The following is a 21,487-nucleotide window of genomic DNA, read 5'->3' on the forward strand; positions in this document are numbered from 1 at the left end:
GGCGCCCCCCCCCCCCCCCCCCGGGGCCGCCCGGCCCCCGCCTCCATTCGAGGGTCATGTACGTGCCAATGTGGTTCAAGGTCCGTCAGCGCCTTGTGGCACGGAAGTGACCATTCCGCCACGTCCCGGGTGCGCGTCCGATTCGTACGGACCCGTGCGCTCCTGCCCCGGGAACTGCCATCCTGGCCCGGAGCATCCTTCTGGGGGGAAACAGGGGGACAAGGGGGGAACGCGCATGCCTCGTTGGAAAGCCCTGCCGGACGAACTCGACCCGCGAATAACGGAGTTCGCGAGCCAGTTACGTCGGCTGATCGACCGCAGCGGACTGAGCCTCGCCGCCGTCGCGGACCGCACCGGCTACAGCAAGACCTCATGGGAGCGCTATCTCAACGGTCGACTCCTCGCGCCCCGCGGCGCCGTCGTCGCGCTCGCCGAGGTGACCGGCACCGACACCGGCCACCTCACGACGATGTGGGAGCTCGCCGAACGCGCCTGGAGCCGCTCCGAACTGCGCCGCGACCTCACCATGGAAGCCCTGCGGATCTCCCAGGCGCGCGCCGCCCTCGGGGATCCCGGCGCAGGGACCAACGCCTCGACCGAGACCCGGGGAGGGAGCGGGGACGGCCCGGCGCCCGTCCGGCACGCCACCGCCCCCGCCGGACCCGCGCCACCGGCCCCGCCGCCACCCCGGCCGTCCACCGGCCCCTCCCGTCGGCGTCGCGCCGCACTGATCCTGACCGGTCTCCTCGGCGCCCTGCTCTTCGCCGTCGGCGCCGTGCTCCTCACCGACCTCGGGGACCGCTTCGCCGGCGACGACGGGAGGAAGGCGGTCGGGCCGGCGACCGCGACTCCGAGCGCCCCGCCGAGCACCACCCTCCCCGCAGGGGTGAAATGCGCCGGCGCCGGCTGCGCGGGCCAGGACCCGGAGGCGATGGGCTGCGGAGGCGCCTTCGCCACCACCGTCTCCCGCGCCCGCGTCGGCACCACCGGCCAGGTCGAGGTGCGGTACAGCCGGACCTGCCGCGCCGCCTGGGCGCGGATCACCGGGGCGGCCCCCGGCGACACCGTCCGCGTCACCGCCGCCGGTACCAGCCAGAACGCGACCGTGGACGCCGACGCCGACGCGTACACACCGATGGTCGCCGTGGCCGAGGGCGCGGACGCGACGGCCTGCGCGACGCTCCGCAGCGGGACGCGGGGGTGCACCGGCGAGGGATGAGGGCACCGCGGCCCGGCGCGGCGAGGACGGCGGGCGGGCGGTCGTCGCGCCGCTGCCGGGCGCGGAAGCAGTCGGGTGGCAGTGAGCCGGACCACAAGGGGGTGGGGGTTGAGGGGGTCCCGGGTCGGATAGCCTGACCGCTGGATATCTCTTCACGTCGAGACATCGGGCGGACCGATCGATCGTCGATCAAGAGGAGATGTCCTGCATCAGGGGCAGGGACCCCCACCGCCAGCTGTCTTACGGAGATCGCCATGACCCGCACTCCCGTGAATGTCACCGTCACCGGCGCGGCCGGCCAGATCGGCTACGCGCTGCTCTTCCGCATCGCCTCCGGCCACCTGCTCGGCGCGGACGTGCCGGTCAAGCTGCGCCTCCTCGAGATCCCGCAGGGCGTCAAGGCCGCCGAGGGCACCGCCATGGAGCTCGACGACTGCGCCTTCCCGCTGCTCAAGGGCATCGACATCTTCGACGATCCGAACCAGGGCTTCGAGGGCGCGAACGTGGCCCTGCTCGTCGGCGCCCGCCCGCGCACCAAGGGCATGGAGCGCGGCGACCTGCTCGCCGCCAACGGCGGCATCTTCAAGCCGCAGGGCAAGGCCATCAACGACCACGCCGCGGACGACATCAAGGTCCTCGTCGTCGGCAACCCGGCCAACACCAACGCCCTGATCGCCCAGGCCGCCGCCCCGGACGTCCCGGCCGAGCGCTTCACCGCGATGACCCGCCTGGACCACAACCGCGCGCTCTCGCAGCTGGCGGCCAAGACCGGTGCGTCCGTCGAGGACATCAAGCGCCTCACCATCTGGGGCAACCACTCCGCGACGCAGTACCCGGACATCTTCCACGCGGAGATCGCCGGCAAGAACGCCGCCGAGGTCGTCGACGACGAGGCGTGGCTGGCCGACACCTTCATCCCGACCGTCGCCAAGCGCGGCGCGGCGATCATCGAGGCCCGTGGCGCGTCCTCGGCCGCCTCGGCCGCCAACGCCGCGATCGACCACGTCCACACCTGGGTCAACGGCACCGCCGCGGGCGACTGGACCTCCATGGGCATCCCGTCGGACGGCTCCTACGGCGTCCCGGAGGGCCTGATCTCCTCGTTCCCCGTCACCTGCACGGACGGCACGTACGAGATCGTCCAGGGCCTCGACGTCAACGACTTCTCCCGCGCCCGCATCGACGCCTCGGTCAAGGAGCTGGCCGAGGAGCGCGACGCGGTCCGCGAGCTCGGCCTCATCTGATCCCGAGCCCCCAAGGCCCTCTCCGCCCCCGGTCGTCCGCGACCGGGGGCGGAGTCGTGTCCGCTCCCGGCCGCCTGGGCCGGGGTGCCTCTGGCGTCGCATGAGCCGGGTGGGGGGAGCCGGGTCGCCCGAGCCGGGTCGCATGAGCCGGGGCGCGGGGGCCGGTCGCCCGCGCCGGGGTGCGGGGGCCGCCGGGTCGCCTCAGCCCGGGAGTCGGAACCCGCCCAGTCCTTCCGCCAGTTCCGCGACGCCCCGCAGGGTGCGCAGCAGCAGCCCGTGGCCGAAGGTGATCCGGGCCGCGCCCAGCCGTCCGAGTTCGGCGGGCGACGGCCCGTCCGGCAGGGAGAGCACGTTCAGCGGTGCGTCGAGCTCGGCGCGCAGCAGCGGGAGATGGGCCGTCGGCGCTTTGATCGGGTAGACGCAGTCCGCGCCGGCCGCCGCGTACAGCCTCGCCCGCTCGATCGCGGCCTCGGCGTCGTCCACCCCGCGCACATAGGTGTCCACGCGCGCGTTCAGGAAGAGCCCCGGCCCGGCCGCCGCCCGGACCTCCGCGAGCCAGGCGGCGTGCTCCCGGGGGTCCTTGAGCCCGCCGGAGCGACCGCTGTCCTCCAGGTTCATCCCGGCCGCCCCGGTCTCCAGGACCCGGGCCACCAGCTCCTTCGGGGGCAGGCCGTAGCCGTCCTCCAGATCGGCCGTGACCGGTACGGAGACGGCCCGTACGACCCTCGCCACGGCGGCGAACATCTCCTCGGGCGGGGTCTCGCCGTCCTCGTACCCGAGGGAGGCGGCGATCCCCGCGCTCGGCGTGGCCAGCGTCGGGAAACCGGCGCGCTCGAAGACCCGCGCGCTGGCCGCGTCCCACGGGCCCGGCACGACCAGCGGATCGTCCGCCGCCCGCCCGGAGTGCAGGGCACGCAGCGCGTCGGAGGGGGTCGCGGGGGTCAATTCGCGTACTGCCCGGGGGTGTAGTGGCCCGGGGTCAGGCGGGTGGTGACGCCGATGCGGTTCCAGGCGTTGATGACCGTGATGGCGGCGATGACGCGGGCGAGCTCCTGCGGGTCGAAGTGGGCCGCGGCCTTCGCGTAGACGTCGTCGGGGACGAAGCCGTCGGTGAGGACGGTGACGGCCTCCGTCAGCGCGAACGCGGCCAGCTCGCGCTCGGTGTAGAAGTGCCGCGACTCCTCCCACGCCGACAGCTGAACGATCCGCTCGACCGACTCGCCCTCCGCCAGCGCGTCCTTCGTGTGCATGTCGATGCAGAACGCGCACCGGTTGATCTGCGAGGCCCGGATCTTGATCAGGTGGTACAGGGTCGGGTCGACGTCCTTCGCGGCCGCCTGCTCCAGCCGGATCATCGCCCGGTAGAAGTCCGGGACCTGCTCGGCGAGGTTGAGGCGGGGAGCGTGCTCATGGGCGTACTCGGTCTTCGAGGTGTCGTGCGTCGTGGTCGTCATGGTCTTCACCGTACGGCCGGGATGGCGCAGGAGTATGGTCCAATCCCATGGCGAACGAGTGGGCCACTTTCGGGGCCGACCTCCATCTGGAGCTGCGGGGCACGGGTCTGCGGACGGGGCTGATGGACGCCCTGCGGGAGGCGGTGCGCAGCGGGCGCCTGGCGGCGGGCGCGCGGCTGCCGTCCTCCCGCTCGCTCGCCGCGGACCTCGGGGTGGCCCGCAACACCGTCGCCGATGCGTACGCCGAGCTGGTCGCGGAGGGATGGCTGACCGCCCGGCAGGGCTCCGGGACACGGGTCGCCCAGCGGGCCGTGCCGCGCCGGCCGGCGGCCGGCGCGGGCGCGCGGCCCCCGGTGACGGCACCCCGGCCGACCGCGGCCCGGCCGACGTACGACCTGAAGCCGGGCACGCCCGACCTCGCGTCCTTCCCGCGCGCCGAGTGGCTCAAGGCGTCCCGGCGCGCGCTCACGGCCGCGCCGCACGAGGCGTTCGGCTACGGCGATCCGCGCGGCCGGATCGAACTGCGCACCGTGCTCGCCGAGTACCTCGCCCGGGCGCGGGGCGTGTACGCGCGGCCGGACCGGATCGTGATCTGTGCCGGCTTCGTGCACGGGCTGATGCTGATGGGTCAGGTGCTGCGGGCCCGCCGCGTCCGGGAGGTGGCGGTCGAGTCGTACGGGCTCGACGCGCACTGGGAGCTGTTGCGCAGTGCGGGGCTTCGGCTGCCCGCCCTGCCGTACGACGAACTCGGCACCAGGACCGAGGGGTTGGCCGAGATGAGGGGGGTGGGTGCGGCGCTGATGACGGCCGCCCACCAGTTCCCGCTCGGTGGCGCGCTCCACCCCGACCGGCGGGCGGCGGCGATCGACTGGGCGCGCGCCTCGGGCGGGATCGTCCTGGAGGACGACTACGACGGCGAGTTCCGCTACGACCGCCAGCCGGTGGGCGCGCTCCAGGGCCTCGACCCCGAGCGGGTCGTCTACATGGGCACCTCCAGCAAGTCCCTGGCGCCCGGGCTGCGACTGGCGTGGCTGGTGGTGCCGGAGCGCCTGGTGGACGAGGTGGTGGCGGCCAAGGGGCGGGTGGACTGGGTGTCCAGCTCGCTGGAACAGCTGACCTTCGCGGAGTTCCTCGCGTCGGGCGCGTACGACCGGCACGTCCGGGCGATGCGGCTGCGCTACCGGCGCAGGCGCGACGAACTGGTGGAGGCGGTGGCCGCGTGCTCCCCGGAGACCCGGGTGAGCGGCATCGCCGCCGGTCTCCACGCGGTCCTTGAACTCCCGCCGGGCCTGGAGCCCGCGGTCCTGCGCTCCGCCGCGTGGCAGGGCCTGGCCCTCTTCGGCCTCAACCGCTTCCGCCACCCGGACGTCCCGACGACCCAGGACGGTCTGGTCGTGGGCTACGGCACGCCCCCGGACAGCGGCTGGGCGGGCGCCCTGGCGGCCCTGTGCCGCGTCCTGCCCTGAGGCGGTGCTCCGGTCGCTGAGGCGGTCCCCCGGTCGTGTGCGGGGCTCACGTCGGACTGTCCGGGGCTCCGGCCCTCGTGGGCGTTCCCGCGGCGGGTGGGGCGCCGCGCGAGCCGGGCGTTGCCCCGCGGCGGGTGGGGTGCCGGGCCGGGCGATTCCCCGCGCCGGGGCGGCCCTGGGCTCGTGGGCGCCCCCGCGGCGGGTGGGGCGCGAGCCGGGCGTTTCCGCATGCCGGGCCGGGCGATTCCCCGCGCCGGGCCGGGACGGCTACCGCGCCGGGGGCGTCGTCGACAGGTCCGGTTCGGGCAGGGGTGTCGGGGGCTCGCCGAAGCGCGCCAGGACCAGCGCCCCGGCCAGCGCGACCAAGAAGCCCAGGATCGCCAGCCAGCCCAGGCCCGCCCGCGTCTGGTCGCCCAGCCAGATCACCCCCACCAGCGCCGGGCCGATCGTCTCGCCCAGGACCGCGCCGGCCGTCGCCGTCGTCACCGAACCCCGCTGGAGCGCCGAGGTCAGCATCACGTACGCCGTCCCGCCGCCCAGCAGCAGCGCGTACACCGCGGGGTTCGCGAGGTCCCAGCCGTCGATCAGCCGGACCGCCACCTCCACCACCCCGAACCCGAAGCCCGCGAGGAGTCCGAGCGCCAGCGCCCGCGGCCGGCCGGGCAGCCGTCCGGCGGCCGTGCCCAGTCCCAGCACCGCGAACGCCGCCGCGAGCATCGCCCACCGCAGCGCCTCCGACGAGCTCTGCTCGCCCTCGTCGCCCGCGGAGAGGGCGAGCATCGCCAGACCGGCGCACACCACGCCCACCGCCGCCCACTCCATCCGGTGCAGCCGGACCTTGAGCAGCCATGACGCGGCCACCGCCGTGACCGCCAGACTCGCCGCGAGCGCGGCGCCCACCATGTAGATCGGCAGGGTCAGCAGCGCGACGATCTGCAGCCCGAACCCGATCCCGTCCAGGGCGAGGCCGGCCAGATACCGCCATTGCCGCATCGCCCGCAGTTGCAGCGCCACGTCGACTCCGGCGCCTGTCCCGGGCGCCGCCTCGCGCGCGCCGAGCGCCTGCAGCACCGATGCCATGCCGAAGCAGAGCGAGGATCCGAGCGCACAAATCATCCCGAAGAGCACAAAGGGACTCTAGTGCGAGGGCGTTCGGACAGCGGCCTAAACTGTGCGGTCGCTGACCACGCGATCGGAAGGACTGACATGCGCAGGCTGAGGTCGAGCACGGTCGTGCTCGGGGGTATGGGGGTGCTCGCGGCGACGATCACGTCCTGCGGCTCCGAGCCGGACCGGCGGTGTGTCGACCCGCTGACGCGCGAGAAGCTGCCGAGCTACGAGTGCGAGAGCGGCAGTGGCAGCGGCAGCAGCAGCTCCACGCGCGGTTCGTACTACTACGGCGGCAGCGTGAGCGACAACAGGGTCAGCGGCGGCAGCTTCGACAAGACGGCCGTCGACACCGGCGGCTTCGGCTGTTCCGGTTCCGGCGGCGGCTGAGCGGGACGGACCGTACGACATGCGGCGGCACACGATCGAACCCCGGCCGGGGTGGCAGCAGACGGTGGAGGAGCAGGGGCTCATCTACCCCCTGACCCGCTACCCCGACGACTCCCTGCGCCCGTACTGGGACGAGAGCGCGTATTACTCCTTCACCCTTCCCGAGGTCGAGGCCCTTGAGGAGGTCGTCGAGGAGCTGCACGCCATGTGTCTGGCGGCGGCGGCGCACATCGTCGAGAAGGATCGCTTCGCCGATCTGGGGCTCACCGACCCCCGGCTCGTCTCCCTCGTCGCCGAGTCCTGGCGTCGCCGGGCCGAACTGCCCTCCCTCTACGGACGGTTCGACCTCCGCTACGACGGCACGGGCCCGGCCAAGATGCTGGAGTACAACGCCGACACCCCGACCTCGCTGGTCGAGGCCGCGAGCCCGCAGTGGTTCTGGATGGAGGAGCGCTTCCCCGGCGCCGACCAGTGGAACTCGCTCCACGAGCGGCTCGTCGACGCCTGGAAGCGCCAGGCGAGGCTGCTGCCCCCCGGCCCCCTGCACTTCGTCCACTCCGACGGGGACGAACTCGGCGAGGACCTGATGACCGTCGCCTATCTGCGCGAGACGGCCCAGCAGGCCGGGCTCGACACGGAGGCGCTCTCGGTCGAACGGATCGGTTGGGACCGGCTGTCGGGGCGGTTCGTCGACGACCGGCTCCGGTTCATCCGCAGCTGCTTCAAGCTCTACCCGTGGGAGTGGCTCACCACCGACCGCTTCGGCCCCCACGTCCTGGACACCCTCGACAACGGCGGCGGTACGGGCACGACCTGCTGGATCGAGCCCGCCTGGAAGATGCTGCTCTCCAACAAGGCGCTGCTCGCGATCCTCTGGGAGCTCTATCCGGGCCACCCCAACCTGCTGCCCGCCTACCTCGACGGCCCCCGCGAACTGGCCGCGACCGGCGGCTACGTCGCCAAGCCGCTGCTCGGTCGCGAGGGCGCCGGCGTCACCGTCCACGAGTCGGGCTCCCCGGCCGTGGAGCGTGAGGAGCCCTGCTGCTACCAGGAGTTGGCCCCGCTGCCCGACTTCGACGGGAACCGCGTGGTGCTCGGCGCCTGGGTCGTGGAGGACGAGGCGGCGGGGCTCGGAATCCGTGAGTCGGCGGGCCTGATCACGGACGAGTACGCCCGCTTCCTGCCGCACGTCATCCTCTGACCCCACCGCCGACCCGAGCCCCCGGCCCCGCCGGGGCCGGGGGTCGGCCGCCCCCGGAGCGACCTCGGGACGGACGCCCGCGCCCGCCGGAACTGGCGCCGCCGGCGGGGACGGACGCCCGCCCGCCAGGGACCGGCGCCCGCGCGCCCGTCCCCGGAGCGACCTCGGGACGGACACCCGTCCCTCGGGGAGCGGGCGTCGGTGTCAGTCCGAGAGCACCGCCCGCAGCTGCTCCAGACCCCAGTCCAGATCCTCCTTGCTGATGACCAGCGGCGGCGCGATCCGGATCGTCGAACCGTGCGTGTCCTTCACCAGGACGCCGCGCTCCATCAATTTCTCGGAGATCTCCCGGCCCGTGCCCCGGGACGGGGCGATGTCCACACCGGCCCACAGCCCGCGCCCGCGCACCGCCTCCACGGCGCCTCCGCCCACGAGCAGCCCCAACTCGGAGTGGAGATGCTCGCCCAGCTCCGCCGCCCGCTGCTGGTACTCCCCGCTCCGCAGCATCGCGATCACCTCCAGCGCCACGGCGCACGCCAACGGGTTCCCGCCGAACGTCGACCCGTGCTCACCCGGCCGGAACACCCCGAGCACATCCCGGTCCGCGACCACCGCCGAGACCGGGACCACACCGCCGCCCAGCGCCTTGCCCAGGACGTACACGTCGGGCACCACGCCCTCGTGCTCGCAGGCGAAGGTCCGCCCGGTCCGGCCGAGGCCCGACTGGATCTCGTCGGCGATGAAGAGCACGTTCCGCTCGCGGGTCAACTCCCGTACCCCGCGCAGATACCCGGCGGGCGGCACCAGGACCCCCGCCTCGCCCTGGATCGGTTCCAGGAGCACCGCCACGGTGTGCGCGGTGACCGCGCGCTCCATCGCCGTCAGATCCCCGTACGGAACGATCTCGAACCCCGGCGTGTACGGGCCGTAGTGGTCGCGGGCCTCGTGGTCCGTGGAGAAACTGACGATCGTCGTCGTCCGGCCGTGGAAGTTGTTCGCCGCGACCACGATCTTCGCGTGCCCGTCCGGCACGCCCTTGACCTCGTAACCCCACTTCCGCGCGGTCTTCACCGCCGTCTCGATGGCCTCCGCGCCGGTGTTCATCGGCAGGACCATCTCCTTGCCGCACAGCTCGGCCAGCCGCGTACAGAACTCCGCGAAGCGGTCGTGGTGGAAGGCTCTCGACGTGAGCGTCACCCGCTCCAGCTGGGCCCGCGCGGCATCGATCAGCCGCCGGTTGCCGTGCCCGAAGTTGAGCGCCGAGTACCCGGCGAGCATGTCGAGGTAGCGGCGGCCCTCGACATCGGTCATCCATGCCCCGTCCGCCGAGGCGACGACGATGGGCAGGGGGTGGTAGTTGTGAGCGCTGTGCGCCTCCGCGGAAGCGATCGCGTCTTGCGTCCTCGACACGGGATCTCCGTTCGTCCTGCGGCCTGGGGCGGGTGTGGCCCCTTTTTCTATCGTCGCTCGGATGCCGGACGAAGAAACCTGGGTGACGGCGCGCCCGCTACGCTGGAAACACGCACGGCGACTGGCGTACGGGGAAGCGACCCCGGGGGAGCCGTGCGCGGCAGACCACACGAGATGCCGCCCGCCTGGGCATCTTCGGGAGACCGAACATCCCGTGTGGTGCCGCCCAGTCGAGCTGAGCCGTACCCCGGGATCCGCCGAAGGCCCGGAGGAACGCCATGAACCACCCCACCCCGCACCCCGCCCTCACCGCCACCGACCCCGAACTCGCCGCGCTCGTCGTCGCCGAGGAGCTGCTCCAGGCCGAGACCCTGCGCCTGATCCCCAGCGAGAACTACGTGTCCCGGGCCGTCCTCGAAGCCTCCGGCACCGTCCTCCAGAACAAGTACAGCGAGGGTTACCCCGGCCGCCGGTACTACGAGGGCCAGCAGAACATCGACCAGGTCGAGAGCCTCGCGATCGAGCGCGCCAAGGCCCTCTTCGGTGTCGACCACGCCAATGTGCAGCCCTACTCCGGCTCCCCGGCCAACCTCGCCGTCTACCTCGCCTTCGCCGAGCCCGGCGACACCGTGATGGGGATGGCACTGCCCATGGGCGGTCACCTCACCCACGGCTGGGGCGTCTCCGCGACCGGCAGGTGGTTCCGGGGCGTGCAGTACGGCGTACGCCAGGACACCGGGCTGATCGACTTCGACGAGGTCCGCGAGCTCGCCCTCAAGGAGCGGCCCAAGGTGATCTTCTGCGGGGGCACCGCACTGCCTCGCACCATCGACTTCGCCGCCTTCGGCGAGATCGCCCGCGAGGCCGGTGCCGTGCTCGTCGCCGACGTCGCCCACATCGCCGGCCTGATCGCCGGCGGCGCCCACCCCTCCCCGGTCCCGCACGTCGACGTCATCTCGACCACCACCCACAAGACCCTGCGCGGCCCGCGGGGCGCCATGCTGATGTCCCGCGAGGAGCACGCCAAGGCCCTCGACAAGGCCGTCTTCCCCGGCCTCCAGGGCGGCCCGCACAACCAGACCACCGCGGCCATCGCCGTCGCCCTGCGCGAGGCGGCCCAGCCCTCCTTCCGCGACTACGCCCACGCGGTCGTCGCCAACGCCAAGGCCCTCGCCGAGGCCCTGCTGGCCCGCGGCTTCGACCTCGTCTCCGGCGGCACCGACAACCACCTGATCCTGATGGACCTCACTCCCAAGGAGGTCCCCGGCAAGGTCGCCGCCAAGGCCCTCGACCGGGCGGGGATCGTCGTCAACTACAACACCGTCCCCTACGACCCCCGGAAGCCCTTCGACCCCTCCGGCGTCCGCATCGGCACCCCCTCCCTCACCTCCCGCGGCCTCGGCACGGAGCACATGGCGCAGGTCGCCGAATGGATCGACCGGGGCGTCGCGGCGGCGGGCGCGGGCGACGAGGACGCGCTCCTCGCGATCCGGGCCGAGGTCGCGGAGCTGATGGCGGCCTTCCCGGCCCCGGGCCTCCCGGCCTGATCCCCCCGGTCGGCGCGAAGGCTCAGCCGACCGACTCGGCTATCCGGCGCGCCTTCTCCAGGGAGGGCTCGCCCTCCAGGCGCAGGGTCAGGGCTCCCGCGTTCCTCGTCCAGAGGAGCGTGGGGCCCGCCGTGCGTATCGCGTGGGTCCACTCCTCACCGCTCGCGTCCGTCAGCGGGAAGCGCAGCCGATGCGGCTCGGCGAACCAGTAGCCCTCCGTGCCCTCCGGCAGATCGACCCACTCCGGCCGCGTCTGCACCAGCTTGCCGAAGGCCGCGGGGAGCCGCGCCGGGAACTCGTCGAGCCGGACCGTCCGGCCGTCCTTCCGCCAGCACAGGCTGATCACCGCCCGCCCCGGCTCCGCCGAGCCGGTCACCGAGACCGCGTCGGGCGCGCCGAGCGCGCTCGGTATCAGCGGGGTGAAGCCGGCCTCGCGTTCGGCGTCCTCCAGCGACACCGGGTCGGCGCACTCCGGCACCGTCGCGTCCCGGCCGGGGTGCGCGCCGGGGTCGTACCGCACCTCCACCCCTCCGAAGCCGAACCAGTCCGCCACCGTCGCCCGGACCGGTGGTGTGAGCACGAGCACCACCAGGACCCCGGAGAGGGCCGCGAGAAGGGCCTTCCACCGCCGACGCAGCCACGCGAACCGCAGCCACGACAACCGGGCCCGGGGGGCCGGCGGCGCCGGCACCCGTTCCGCCAGGAGCTGGGCCAGCACCCGCTCGGCCATCGTCTCCCCGCTCACGTCCGGCACTCTCAGAGCCCGTCCGAGGTCGCGCAGCTCATCCGGGAGCCCGTCGTCCTTCATGCTCGTCACCTCCCTCTAATGCCAGTCCGAGCTTCTTCAGCGCCCGGCTCAGCCGGGACTTCACCGTGCCCCGCGGCCAGCCGAGCGCCTCGGCCGTCTCCGTCTCGTCCAGCTCCAGCAGATACCGGTGGATCACCACCTGCCGATGGTCCTCGCCGAGCCCGTCCAGCGCCGCGAGCAGCCGCCGCCGGCGCTCGCCCTCCTCCGCCGCCACCGCCGGATCGGCTCCGTCCGGTATCAGCGGCTCGCCCGAGAGCAGCTCCGCCTCCCGCCCCGCGACCGCCCGCTGCCGACCCGCCGAGCGCACTGTGTTCCTCGTCTCATTGACCACGATCCGCAGCAGCCACGGCCGGAACGCGGCGCCGTCCCTGAACCGCCCCAGCGACCGGTACGCCTTGAAGAACGCCTGCTGCACCACGTCCTCGGCCTCCGCACCCGCTCCGTACGCCACGGCCGCCCGCAGCGCGACAGCGGTGTGCGCGCGGACCAGCGTCGCGTACGCCTCCGCCTCCCCGGCGCGCACGCGTGCGATCACCGCGGCTTCGGCTTCCCCTTCGCCCGCCCGCCGTCCACCGCCACCGTCGAACGGGGTCCCCCCAGACTCCGTCAGGGGGGACCCCCGGCGCGCCGCCCCGCTGAATTCCAAGACCCGGCCCCCCTCCAGCGTCCTCACACCTTTGATACACCGGCAGAACGGGATCGGTTCCCAGTCCGGGAACGCCTCCCGCACCTGAGAGAATGGGGAACATGGCCTCTGACGTTCCCCGTGTGCTCTCCGGAATCCAGCCCACCGCAGGCTCGTTCCACCTCGGCAACTACCTCGGCGCCGTCCGCCAGTGGGTCGCCCTGCAGGAGACGCACGACGCCTTCTACATGGTCGTCGACCTGCACGCGATCACGGTCCCGCAGGACCCGGCGGAGCTGCGTTCCAACACGCGGCTCGCCGCCGCCCAGCTGCTGGCCGCCGGTCTCGACCCCGAGCGCTGCACGCTCTTCGTCCAGAGCCACGTCCCGGAGCACGCACAGCTCGGCTGGATCATGAACTGCCTCACCGGCTTCGGCGAGGCGTCCCGCATGACCCAGTTCAAGGACAAGTCCGCGAAGCAGGGCGCCGACCGGGCCACCGTCGGTCTCTTCACGTACCCGATCCTCCAGGTCGCCGACATCCTCCTCTACCAGGCCAACCAGGTCCCGGTCGGCGAGGACCAGCGCCAGCACATCGAGCTGACCCGCGACCTCGCGGAGCGGTTCAACGGCCGCTTCGGCCAGACGTTCACGATCCCGGCGCCGTACATCCTCAAGGAGACGGCCAAGATCTACGACCTGCAGGACCCGACGATCAAGATGAGCAAGTCGGCGTCGACTCCCAAGGGTCTGATCAACCTGCTCGACGAGCCGAAGACGACGGCGAAGAAGGTCAAGAGCGCGGTCACCGACACGGACACGGTCATCCGCTTCGACCCGGAGAACAAGGCCGGCGTCTCCAACCTGCTGACCATCATGTCCACGCTCACCGGGACCGGCATCGCCGAGCTGGAGAAGAGCTACGAGGGCAAGATGTACGGCGCGCTGAAGACGGACCTGGCCGAGGTCATGGTGGACTTCGTCACGCCGTTCCGGACCCGTACGCAGGAATATCTGGACGACCCGGAGACGCTGGACTCCCTCCTGGCCAAGGGAGCGGAGAAGGCGCGCGCCGTCGCCGCGGAGACGCTGGCGCAGGCGTACGAGAGGCTGGGCTTCCTGCCCGCCAAGCACTGAGTCCAAGGACCCTGGCCTCAAGGGTGGTGCAGGCCGCACACTGGCGGCTGCACCACCCACCGACAGAGAAGACCGACGACGGAGGAGAACGACGTGGGGACCGTAACGCTCGGCGTTTCGATCGCGGTCCCGGAGCCCTACGGCAGCCTGCTCCAGGAGCGGCGCGCGGGCTTCGGGGATCCCGCCGCGCACGGCATTCCGACCCATGTCACCCTCGTCCCGCCGACGGAGGTCGACGAGGAGCGGCTGCCGGCGATCCGGGCGCACCTCGCCGAGGTCGCCGCCGGCGTCCGCCCCTTCCCGGTCCGGCTGAGTGGCACCGGAACGTTCCGCCCGCTGTCACCGGTCGTGTACGTCATGCTCGCCGAGGGCGTCTCCGCCTGCGCGTGGCTGCAGGAGCGGGTCCGGGACGAGTCCGGGCCGCTGGTGCGCGAGCTGCAGTTCCCGTACCACCCGCACGTCACCGTGGCGCACGGCATCTCCGAGGAGGCGATGGACCGGGCGTACGAGGAGCTGACCGACTTCGAGGCGGCCTGGACCTGCTCGTCCTTCGCGCTGTACGAGCAGGGCTCGGACGGGGTGTGGCGGAAGCTCCACACGTACGAGTTCGGCGGCTGCCACACCGTGCCCGCCGTCCCGGCCCAGGGCACCCCGGTCGACAGCCCGACCCCCGCCGCCGGCTGACCCCCGCCGACCGGCGGCCGGTGACCCCGACCGCCCGGCCGGCCCGCTCCTGACCCCGACCGCCCCGGCCCCCGGCCGCCCGTCTCACACCGGCAGGCGCCGGAAGACCGGCCTCGGGACGTGCCGGAGCGCCGACATCACCATCCGCAGCGTCCCCGGCACCCACACCGTCTCCGAGCGCCGCCGCAGCCCCAGCTCGATCGCCGTCGCGACCGCCTCCGGCGTGGTCGCCAGCGGGGCCTTCGCGAGGCCGGGCGCCGTCCGTGAGCGCACGGAACCCGGCCGTACGACCATCACGTGCACCCCCGTCCCCTGCATCGCGTCCCCGAGCCCCTGCGTGAACGTGTCGAGACCGGCCTTGGACGAGCCGTAGATGAAGTCGGCGCGGCGGGCGCGTTCCCCGGCCACGGACGAGAGCACCACCAGCGAGCCGTGCCCCTGCGCCTGCAGCGCCGCCGCACAGACGAGCGCGGCGGAGACCGCTCCCGTGTAGTTGGTCTGGGCGACCCGGACGGCGGCGAGCGGGTCGGCCTCGTCGTGGGCCTGGTCGCCGAGGACCCCGAAGGCGAGCAGCACCAGGTCGACGTCCCCCTCCGTGAAGATCTTGCCGAGCCGCTCCGCGTGCGACTCCGGGTCGAGGGCGTCGAACGGAACGGTGCGCACGTCCGCCCCCAGTACCCGCAGGGAGTCGGCGGCGGCCGTCAGGGCGGGGGAGGGGCGCCCGGCGAGCCAGACCGTGCGGGTGCGGCGGGCGATCAGCCGGCGGGCGGTGGCGAGCCCGATCTCGGAGGTTCCGCCGAGGAGGAGCAGGGACTGCGGGGTGCCGAAGGCGTCCTTCATGACGATCAAACTCCTCGGTGAGCATCGGAGGGCGGGACGACGGAGGAGGTCCGAGGGTGACGACGGACCGTGGGCCGCGCGGGGCGCAGGGCGTGGCCCGGCCGCCGGGGCTCGACGGGGTGTCGCCCCCGTTTTGGCCGTGGAGGCGACCGTATCGCCCTACATGTGATCGATGCCTGCTTTGCGCGTATTTCGTCGAAATGGGTGATCAACCGACCGTCGGAAGAGATTGTTCGCGGTGGCCGACACGGCGTCAGAGGCCGTCGTGGGCGCGGTTCTTGTGGGCGGGTCTGCGATTCTGAGGCCCGGACGCCCGCATTCCGGTCAATCGGTGGATCAAGGGGTATGCGCACGACATGGACTGGCTGACCAAGCTCCCCGTCATCGGCCCCTGGGTCGCCCGACTCATGCGGACGCACGCCTGGCGCTCGTACGAGACCCTCGACGCCGCCCACTGGACCCGGCTCGCGGCCGCCATCACCTTCATCAGCTTCCTCGCGCTGTTCCCCCTGATCGCCGTCGCGGCGGCGATCGGCGCCGCGCTGCTCAGCCAGGAACAGCTGGACAAGATCGAGGACAAGGTCTCCGACCAGGTCCCCGGCATCTCCGACCAGCTCAACATCGGCGGGCTCGTGGACAACGCGGGCACGATCGGCCTCATCGCCGGCGCGCTGCTGCTCTTCACCGGCATCGGCTGGGTCGGCTCGATGCGGGAGTGCCTGCGCGTGGTCTGGGGGCTCGACGACGAGGACGAGGGCAACCCCTTCGTGCGCAAGGGCAAGGACGCGCTCGTGCTGTTCGGGCTCGGCGCGGTCGGGCTCTGCTCGCTCGCCGCGTCCTGGCTCGGCTCCACCGCCGTCGGCTGGAGCGCCGACCGGGTGGGGATCTCCGGCGAAGGGGCCACCGGGATCCTGCTCCAGGTGGCCTCCGTCGCCGTCGCCGCCGTCGCGGGCTTCCTCGTCCTGCTGTACCTGCTGACGCTGCTTCCCGGCGTCCGTCCGCCGCGCCGCCGGCTGGTGGTGGCGGCGGTGATCGGGGCGGTCGGCTTCGAGCTGCTGAAGCTGCTGATCGGCGGCTACATGCGGGAGGTCGCGGGGAAGTCGATGTACGGCGCGTTCGGTGTTCCCGTCGCGCTGCTGCTGTGGATCAACTTCACCGCGAAGCTGCTGCTCTTCTGCGCGGCCTGGACCGCGACGGGGGCTAGTGAGTCGGCTCGCCGCCGTCGTCCTCAGGAGACTTCGGACGACGACCGAGGACCAGCTCCGGCAGCGGCCAGCGACGGTTGACGAGGAAGACCGCGCCCGCGAGCAGCACCAGCACCCCGCCGGCCACGCCGAGCGCGATCCCGGCGCCGCCGGACTTCGATCCGGCCGCCGAGCTCTCGGCGGTACCCGCGTCCGGGGCGTGCTCGCCCGGGGCGGGCGTGGAACCGTCGCTCCCGGTTCCCGTGTTCGTCCGGGCGGACTTCGGCGGCACCAGCCGGCCGACGGGCGTCACCTTCCCGGACGCCGCGAAGCCCCAGTCGAGGAGCCGGGCGGTCTCCTTGTAGACCGCGTACTGCTCCTTCGAGGAGGGGTTCATCACCGTCACGAGCAGCACCTTGCCGTTGCGCTCCGCGACGCCGGTGAAGGTGGAGCCGGCATGCGTGGTGCTGCCGTTCTTCACGCCCGCCATGCCCTGGTACGGCGCGACGCCGAGGGCACCGGTCAGCAGCCGGTTGGTGTTCTGGATCTCGAAGGTCTCGCGCTTCTTGCCCGGCTTCTGCTCGCCGGGGAACGTGGCACGTGCCGTGGCCGCGTACTCCCGGAAGTCCTCCTTCTGCATCCCGCTGCGCGCGATGAGGGTGAGGTCGTACGCGGAGGAGACCTGGCCGGGGGCGTCGTAACCGTCGGGCGACACGACGTGGGTGTCGACGGCCTGGAGCTCCTCGGCGTGGTCGTTCATGTCCTGCACCGTCTTCCGGATGCCGCCGTTCATCTCGGCGAGCACCCGCACGGCGTCGTTGCCGGAGCGGAGGAAGACACCGAGCCAGAGGTCGTGGACGGTGTAGGTCTGCTTCTCCTTGACGCCGACGAGGCTGGAGCCCGAGCCCATCCCCTGGAGTTCCCTGGGGTCGACGGTGTGGCTCGTGGTCTTGGGGAACCTCGGCAGGACCGTGTCCGCGAAGAGCATCTTGAGCGTGGAGGCGGGGGCGAGCGGCCAGTGGGAGTTGTGCGCGGCGAGCACGTCGCCGGTCTCCGCGTCCGCGACGATCCAGGACCGCCCGGTCAGCTCCTTGGGGAGGACCGGGGCGCCCGCGCCGAGCTTCACCTGGGTCCCGGGCAGGCTGAGCTGCTTGCCGCCGACGGAGGCCATGGCGGCGGGAGGCTTGGGCTGTTGGTCCTCCTTGTTGTCCGCATGCGCCGGGGAGACGGCGACAAGGGGGAGCAACGCGGCAGCGGTGACCGCCCAAGCGGTCTTCTTCGATGCAGACACGATCGAAAACGTACAGGTACGCGTCGGGGAACCGAACGCCGCGGGGCGGTTCGCCCCGGGGCGTCCACCCGGACGCCCCGGCCGTGGGGGCCGTGCGACCGGCGGTGATACTGGGGCTATGAAGCTCAGCCGTCCCGTCTCCTGGTTCCTGCTCGCCTTCGGGGTGTGGAGCTGGTTCATCTGGATCACTTTCGTCAAGAACCTGTGGAACGACGGGAGCGGTCTCGCCTTCGACGACGCGGGCGACCCGACGGCCTACTTCTGGGTTCATCTGCTGCTCGCCATCACGTCCTTTGTCCTGGGGACGGTGGTCGGCGTGATCGGGTTGCGTGGCGTGCGCGCATTGCGTCGCGAACGCGGATAGGGGTTGGGGCGCGTGCTCGTCTTCCTGCTGGTCCTGGTCGTGGTCCTCGCCCTGCTGGGCGGGGTCCACTGGTACGTGTGGAAGCGGCTGGTCCGCGATGTGACGCTCGCCGGGGGCACGGCACGGCGCCTGGGTACGGCGGCGGCCTTCGTCCTGCCCGTCCTGTCGCTCGCCGCCCTCACCGCTGGCCGGGCGGGGGCCCCGTTCTGGCTCCAGCAGGTCGTGGCGTGGCCGGGCTTCCTCTGGCTGGCCCTGCTGCTCTACGTGACGCTCGCCCTCGTGATCGGCGAGGCGGTCCGCCCGCTCCTGCGACGATGGCTCGAAGGCCGCGCCGACAGGGCGGCCGGTGACGGCCGGGACGGTCCGGCATCCGTGGCGGAACCCACGGACCCGGGGCACGGCGGACCGCGCGCCGGGACGCCGGTCGGCGTTCCGGTCGCCGCGGCCGGGGGCGGCGCCTCGGCTCCGGTCGGCGGCTCCGCTCCGGTCGGCGGGCTGCTGACCGAGGTCGACGCGGAGCCGTCGCCGACCGGACCGGCGGACGCGGCCGAGCCGGCCCACGGCGCCGGTGACACCGGTCCCGACGGCGGGAACGGTGCGACGGGCGGCTCCGCCGCCACCGGTCCCGCCGATGCCGGCGGTCCCGCCGGTGCCACCGCCGTGTCGCGCCGGCTCTTCGTCTCGCGGGTCGTCGGCGGAGCCGCGGCCGCCGCCGCGATCGGCACGGTCGGGTACGGGACCTACGGGGTGCTGCGCGGGCCCCGGGTCAAGCGGGTCACGGTGCCGCTCGCGAAGGTGCCGCGCGCCGCGCACGGCTACCGCATCGCCGTCGTCTCCGACATCCACATCGGGCCGATCCTGGGCCGCGCCCACAGTCAGCGCATCGTCGACGCCATCAACGCCACCCAGCCCGACCTGATCGCCGTCGTCGGCGACCTCGTCGACGGGACGGTGGAGAACCTCGGGGCCGCCGCCGAACCCCTCGCCCAGCTCAGGGCGCGGCACGGCTCGTTCTTCGTGACCGGCAACCACGAGTACTTCTCCGGTGCCGACGCCTGGGTCGACCACGTCCGCGAGCTCGGCCTGCGGCCGCTGCGCAACGAGCGGGTGGAGATCGCCGCCGGCTTCGACCTCGCCGGGGTCGACGACATCGCGGGCGAGAGCGAGGGCCAGGGCCCGGACTTCGGTGCCGCGCTCGGCGACCGCGACCGGGCGAAGGCGGCCGTCCTGCTCGCGCACCAGCCGATCGTCATCCACGACGCCGTCCGCCACGGCGTCGACCTCCAGCTCTCCGGCCACACCCACGGCGGCCAGCTCTGGCCCGGCAACTACCTCGCCGAACTCGCCAACCCGACGGTCGCCGGACTGGAGCGGTACGGCGACACCCAGCTCTACGTCTCGCGCGGCGCGGGCGCGTGGGGACCCCCCGTGCGGGTCGGCGCGCCCTCCGACATCACCCTCGTGGAGCTGGCCTCCAAGCAGGCGTGACACCGGACTCCCCGCCGGGGTGCCGCACCCAGCCCGGGTGCCGCACCCTGCGTGGGCGACGGCCCGGGGCGGCGGGCGTGGTGACGTGCGTGGCCGGACGCCGGGCGCCGAGGCCGGCGACGGGCGTCGGGCGACGGACGCCGGGCGCCGAGGCCGGCAACGGGCGTTGGACGCCGGACGCCGGACGCCGGGCGCCGGACGCCGGGCGACGGATGCCGGACGCCGAGGCCGGCGACGGGCGTCGGTTGGGACATCGGGGCCCCTCCGGGGCGGAACCAGGTGTGGCGGGTGGGCGTAAGTCCCTCTATCCCGGACATATGCGTGCAGTGTGAAGGTTTACTCTTCCACATGTGAAATCCGTGTGATTGGGTGGCGCCATCGCGGCATGGCTGGGCGCCGCCGCGCCAGGGGTGGGCACGAAAAAAGGAAGCACGGCGATGCGGTCGACGATCCGTCTGCGGATCCTCATCACTTGTGGAGTTCTGGTGGCCGCCGGGGTGGGAGGCTGGCAGCTCCTTCCCTCCGACGACGTCCGGAAGGACCCCATCACCGTCGGTACCACCGACGAGGTGTCCTCGCTCGACCCGGCGGGCGCGTACGACGCCGGTTCCTGGGCGATGTACAGCAACGTCTTCCAGTCGCTGCTGACGTTCAAGCCGGGCTTCACCACACCCGTCCCCGACGCCGCCGAGAGCTGCAAGTTCGTCGGGACCACGCTCACCACGTACGCGTGCGACCTCCGTGACGACCTCACCTTCGCCAACGGCCGCAAGGTCACCGCCGAGGACGTCAAGTACTCCTTCGACCGGATGCTGGGCATCAAGGCCGACGTCGGCCCCGCCCCGCTCTTCCCGACCCTGAAGAAGGTCGTGGCCGAGGGCCGGACCGTCACCTTCAGCCTGAGCGGCCGGGACGCCACCTTCCCGCTGAAGCTGGCGACGGGCGCCGGGTCGATCGTCGACCGCACCCAGTACCCGGAGAAGAAGCTGCGGGAGGGCACCACGGTCGAGGGCTCGGGGCCGTACGTCCTCAAGGAGTACAAGCCCGGTGAGAGCGCCCGTCTCGAACCGAACCCGAACTACCGGGGCGCGGTCGGCAAGACCGGCGGACCGGTCGTCGTCCGGTACTTCACCGAGTCCGAGGAGCTCGCCTCCGCCTGGAACACCAAGCAGGTCGACGTCACGCACCGGCAGATGCCGCCGGAGTTCCTCTCCCGGCTGGGGACCGAGAAGGACACGGCCCGGATCACCGAGGCGCAGACCGCCGAGATCCGCAATCTCTACTTCAACGTGAAGTCCCCGTCGCCGATGGCGAAGAAGGCGGTCCGGCAGGCCGTCGCCGCGGTCATCGACCGCCCGGCGATCGTCACCGGCGCCTACCACGACACGGTCGAGCCGCTGTACTCCCTCATCCCGCAGGGCTTCAACGGCCACAGCACTTCGTTCTACGACAGGTACCCCGAGCCGTCCCGGGACAAGGCGGAGGGCCTGCTGGAGGACGCCGACATCGAGACCCCGGTCTCCTTCACCCTCGGCTACCGCAAGGACGCCACCTACGGCGCCGAGGCGGCCGAGATGAAGCGGCAGCTGGAGGCCACCGGGCTGTTCAAGGTGAAGCTCGTCGAGGCGGAGTGGAAGGACTTCCAGCAGGCGTACGTGAAGGGCGACTACGACGCGTACCCCGTCGGCTGGCTCCCCGACTTCCCGGACTCCGACAGCTTCACCGCCCCGCTCGTGGGGACGGGCAACGCGATGCACAACGGCTTCGCGAGCGGCAAGATCGACCAGCTGATCTCCGCCACGCAGCAGTACAGCGACCGGGCGGCGGCCGCCAACGACTTCGAAGCCATCCAGGAGCAGGTGGCGGCCGACGTGCCGCTGGTGCCGCTGTGGCAGAAGAAGGACTACGTCCTGGCGACGGCCGACGTCGCGGGTTCCCAGTACCTGACCGACGGCACCGGGATCTGGCGGCTGTGGGAACTGAGCTGGATCTGACCGCCCGCTGAGGCCGAGGGCCCCGAGTCGACCTG

General features: G+C 72.7%; 20 protein-coding genes and 1 riboswitch. Of the genes, 12 read left to right on the forward strand and 8 right to left on the reverse strand.

Going from position 1 to position 21,487, the window contains the following annotated elements:
- Positions 1-235: 235 nt before the first annotated feature.
- Positions 236-1,219 (forward strand): DUF2690 domain-containing protein, encoded by a 984-nt coding sequence (locus AB0D99_RS23230; protein WP_362365295.1) that lies wholly within the window; start codon positions 236-238, stop codon positions 1,217-1,219.
- 254 nt (positions 1,220-1,473) lie between these two features.
- Positions 1,474-2,463 (forward strand): malate dehydrogenase, encoded by a 990-nt coding sequence (locus AB0D99_RS23235; RefSeq protein WP_362365298.1) that lies wholly within the window; start codon positions 1,474-1,476, stop codon positions 2,461-2,463.
- 201 nt (positions 2,464-2,664) lie between these two features.
- Here AB0D99_RS23235 and AB0D99_RS23240 read toward each other — a convergent pair whose 3' ends face one another.
- Together AB0D99_RS23240 and AB0D99_RS23245 are read right to left on the reverse strand one after the other, a co-directional pair.
- Positions 2,665-3,408: an isocitrate lyase/phosphoenolpyruvate mutase family protein gene (locus AB0D99_RS23240; protein ID WP_362365301.1), complete on the reverse strand. Its 744-nt coding sequence runs from the start codon at positions 3,406-3,408 to the stop codon at positions 2,665-2,667.
- Positions 3,405-3,917 (reverse strand): carboxymuconolactone decarboxylase family protein, encoded by a 513-nt coding sequence (locus tag AB0D99_RS23245; protein ID WP_362365304.1) that lies wholly within the window; start codon positions 3,915-3,917, stop codon positions 3,405-3,407. The genes AB0D99_RS23240 and AB0D99_RS23245 overlap by 4 nt, the downstream gene beginning before the upstream one ends.
- A 47-nt stretch (positions 3,918-3,964) precedes the next feature.
- Here AB0D99_RS23245 and AB0D99_RS23250 point away from each other — a divergent pair, with 47 nt between their 5' ends.
- Positions 3,965-5,383, forward strand: a complete 1,419-nt coding sequence (locus tag AB0D99_RS23250; protein ID WP_362365307.1) for a PLP-dependent aminotransferase family protein — start codon at positions 3,965-3,967, stop codon at positions 5,381-5,383.
- A gap of 267 nt (positions 5,384-5,650) precedes the next feature.
- Here the strand turns inward: AB0D99_RS23250 and AB0D99_RS23255 are convergent, their stop codons facing one another.
- Positions 5,651-6,499, reverse strand: coding sequence for a hypothetical protein (locus AB0D99_RS23255; protein WP_362365310.1), 849 nt, complete (start codon positions 6,497-6,499; stop codon positions 5,651-5,653).
- A 90-nt stretch (positions 6,500-6,589) separates the two neighbouring features.
- Between AB0D99_RS23255 and AB0D99_RS23260 the strand changes: the two genes are divergently transcribed.
- Together AB0D99_RS23260 and AB0D99_RS23265 are read left to right on the forward strand one after the other, a co-directional pair.
- Positions 6,590-6,880, forward strand: coding sequence for a hypothetical protein (locus AB0D99_RS23260; RefSeq protein ID WP_362365313.1), 291 nt, complete (start codon positions 6,590-6,592; stop codon positions 6,878-6,880).
- Positions 6,881-6,899: 19 nt separating this feature from the next.
- Positions 6,900-8,081: a glutathionylspermidine synthase family protein gene (locus AB0D99_RS23265; protein WP_362365316.1), complete on the forward strand. Its 1,182-nt coding sequence runs from the start codon at positions 6,900-6,902 to the stop codon at positions 8,079-8,081.
- A 204-nt stretch (positions 8,082-8,285) separates the two neighbouring features.
- On the opposite strand, the gene rocD is transcribed toward AB0D99_RS23265, so the two are convergent.
- Positions 8,286-9,491 carry an ornithine--oxo-acid transaminase gene (gene rocD, locus AB0D99_RS23270; protein WP_362365319.1) on the reverse strand — a complete coding sequence of 402 codons (1,206 nt, stop codon included), beginning with the start codon at positions 9,489-9,491 and terminating at the stop codon, positions 8,286-8,288.
- A 107-nt stretch (positions 9,492-9,598) separates the two neighbouring features.
- A riboswitch (ZMP/ZTP riboswitch) is annotated at positions 9,599-9,689 on the forward strand.
- 80 nt (positions 9,690-9,769) lie between these two features.
- Between rocD and glyA the strand changes: the two genes are divergently transcribed.
- Positions 9,770-11,038: a serine hydroxymethyltransferase gene (glyA, locus tag AB0D99_RS23275; RefSeq protein ID WP_362365321.1), complete on the forward strand. Its 1,269-nt coding sequence runs from the start codon at positions 9,770-9,772 to the stop codon at positions 11,036-11,038.
- Between the two features lie 22 nt (positions 11,039-11,060).
- Here glyA and AB0D99_RS23280 read toward each other — a convergent pair whose 3' ends face one another.
- Both AB0D99_RS23280 and AB0D99_RS23285 read right to left on the reverse strand, forming a co-directional pair.
- Complete coding sequence (locus AB0D99_RS23280; RefSeq protein WP_362365324.1) at positions 11,061-11,846, reverse strand: hypothetical protein; 786 nt, start codon at positions 11,844-11,846, stop codon at positions 11,061-11,063.
- Positions 11,821-12,381: an RNA polymerase sigma factor gene (locus AB0D99_RS23285; RefSeq protein WP_362365327.1), complete on the reverse strand. Its 561-nt coding sequence runs from the start codon at positions 12,379-12,381 to the stop codon at positions 11,821-11,823. Before AB0D99_RS23285 ends, AB0D99_RS23280 begins: the two co-directional genes overlap by 26 nt.
- 212 nt (positions 12,382-12,593) lie before the next feature.
- Here AB0D99_RS23285 and trpS point away from each other — a divergent pair, with 212 nt between their 5' ends.
- Both trpS and AB0D99_RS23295 read left to right on the forward strand, forming a co-directional pair.
- Complete coding sequence (trpS, locus tag AB0D99_RS23290; RefSeq protein ID WP_362365330.1) at positions 12,594-13,607, forward strand: tryptophan--tRNA ligase; 1,014 nt, start codon at positions 12,594-12,596, stop codon at positions 13,605-13,607.
- A 93-nt stretch (positions 13,608-13,700) separates the two neighbouring features.
- Positions 13,701-14,291 carry a 2'-5' RNA ligase family protein gene (locus tag AB0D99_RS23295; protein ID WP_362365333.1) on the forward strand — a complete coding sequence of 197 codons (591 nt, stop codon included), beginning with the start codon at positions 13,701-13,703 and terminating at the stop codon, positions 14,289-14,291.
- 84 nt (positions 14,292-14,375) lie between these two features.
- On the opposite strand, the gene AB0D99_RS23300 is transcribed toward AB0D99_RS23295, so the two are convergent.
- Entirely contained in the window at positions 14,376-15,131 is a 756-nt protein-coding gene (locus AB0D99_RS23300; protein WP_362365336.1) for a decaprenylphospho-beta-D-erythro-pentofuranosid-2-ulose 2-reductase, read from the reverse strand.
- Positions 15,132-15,487: 356 nt separating this feature from the next.
- On the opposite strand from AB0D99_RS23300, the gene AB0D99_RS23305 reads away from it, so the two are divergent.
- Entirely contained in the window at positions 15,488-16,417 is a 930-nt protein-coding gene (locus AB0D99_RS23305) for a YihY/virulence factor BrkB family protein (RefSeq protein WP_362365339.1), read from the forward strand.
- Here the strand turns inward: AB0D99_RS23305 and AB0D99_RS23310 are convergent.
- Positions 16,332-17,606, reverse strand: a complete 1,275-nt coding sequence (locus tag AB0D99_RS23310) for a D-alanyl-D-alanine carboxypeptidase (RefSeq protein ID WP_362365342.1) — start codon at positions 17,604-17,606, stop codon at positions 16,332-16,334. The genes AB0D99_RS23305 and AB0D99_RS23310 overlap by 86 nt on opposite strands.
- Before the next feature lie 118 nt (positions 17,607-17,724).
- Here AB0D99_RS23310 and AB0D99_RS23315 point away from each other — a divergent pair, with 118 nt between their 5' ends.
- From AB0D99_RS23315 to AB0D99_RS23325, 3 genes are all read left to right on the forward strand, one after another.
- Positions 17,725-17,970 carry a hypothetical protein gene (locus AB0D99_RS23315; RefSeq protein ID WP_362365345.1) on the forward strand — a complete coding sequence of 82 codons (246 nt, stop codon included), beginning with the start codon at positions 17,725-17,727 and terminating at the stop codon, positions 17,968-17,970.
- A gap of 12 nt (positions 17,971-17,982) precedes the next feature.
- Positions 17,983-19,458, forward strand: a complete 1,476-nt coding sequence (locus tag AB0D99_RS23320) for a metallophosphoesterase (RefSeq protein WP_362365348.1) — start codon at positions 17,983-17,985, stop codon at positions 19,456-19,458.
- A 437-nt stretch (positions 19,459-19,895) separates the two neighbouring features.
- Positions 19,896-21,452 (forward strand): ABC transporter substrate-binding protein, encoded by a 1,557-nt coding sequence (locus tag AB0D99_RS23325; RefSeq protein WP_362365351.1) that lies wholly within the window; start codon positions 19,896-19,898, stop codon positions 21,450-21,452.
- Positions 21,453-21,487 lie beyond the last annotated feature (35 nt).

It is taken from the genome of Streptomyces sp. NPDC047971 (assembly GCF_040653355.1).
Classification (GTDB): Bacteria; Actinomycetota; Actinomycetes; order Streptomycetales; family Streptomycetaceae; genus Streptomyces.

Excerpts from the sequence above, each read along its gene's own strand:
- AB0D99_RS23265 (WP_362365316.1), top strand. The coding sequence starts at position 6,900 with ATGCGGCGGCACACGATCGAACCCCGGCCGGGGTGGCAGCAGACGGTG.
- AB0D99_RS23300 (WP_362365336.1), bottom strand. The coding sequence starts at position 15,131 with ATGAAGGACGCCTTCGGCACCCCGCAGTCCCTGCTCCTCCTCGGCGGA.
- glyA (WP_362365321.1), top strand. The coding sequence starts at position 9,770 with ATGAACCACCCCACCCCGCACCCCGCCCTCACCGCCACCGACCCCGAA.
- AB0D99_RS23245 (WP_362365304.1), bottom strand. The coding sequence starts at position 3,917 with ATGACGACCACGACGCACGACACCTCGAAGACCGAGTACGCCCATGAG.
- AB0D99_RS23255 (WP_362365310.1), bottom strand. The coding sequence starts at position 6,499 with ATGATTTGTGCGCTCGGATCCTCGCTCTGCTTCGGCATGGCATCGGTG.
- AB0D99_RS23280 (WP_362365324.1), bottom strand. The coding sequence starts at position 11,846 with ATGAAGGACGACGGGCTCCCGGATGAGCTGCGCGACCTCGGACGGGCT.
- AB0D99_RS23305 (WP_362365339.1), top strand. The coding sequence starts at position 15,488 with ATGGACTGGCTGACCAAGCTCCCCGTCATCGGCCCCTGGGTCGCCCGA.
- AB0D99_RS23325 (WP_362365351.1), top strand. The coding sequence starts at position 19,896 with ATGCGGTCGACGATCCGTCTGCGGATCCTCATCACTTGTGGAGTTCTG.
- AB0D99_RS23260 (WP_362365313.1), top strand. The coding sequence starts at position 6,590 with ATGCGCAGGCTGAGGTCGAGCACGGTCGTGCTCGGGGGTATGGGGGTG.
- AB0D99_RS23315 (WP_362365345.1), top strand. The coding sequence starts at position 17,725 with ATGAAGCTCAGCCGTCCCGTCTCCTGGTTCCTGCTCGCCTTCGGGGTG.
- trpS (WP_362365330.1), top strand. The coding sequence starts at position 12,594 with ATGGCCTCTGACGTTCCCCGTGTGCTCTCCGGAATCCAGCCCACCGCA.
- AB0D99_RS23250 (WP_362365307.1), top strand. The coding sequence starts at position 3,965 with ATGGCGAACGAGTGGGCCACTTTCGGGGCCGACCTCCATCTGGAGCTG.
- AB0D99_RS23230 (WP_362365295.1), top strand. The coding sequence starts at position 236 with ATGCCTCGTTGGAAAGCCCTGCCGGACGAACTCGACCCGCGAATAACG.
- AB0D99_RS23235 (WP_362365298.1), top strand. The coding sequence starts at position 1,474 with ATGACCCGCACTCCCGTGAATGTCACCGTCACCGGCGCGGCCGGCCAG.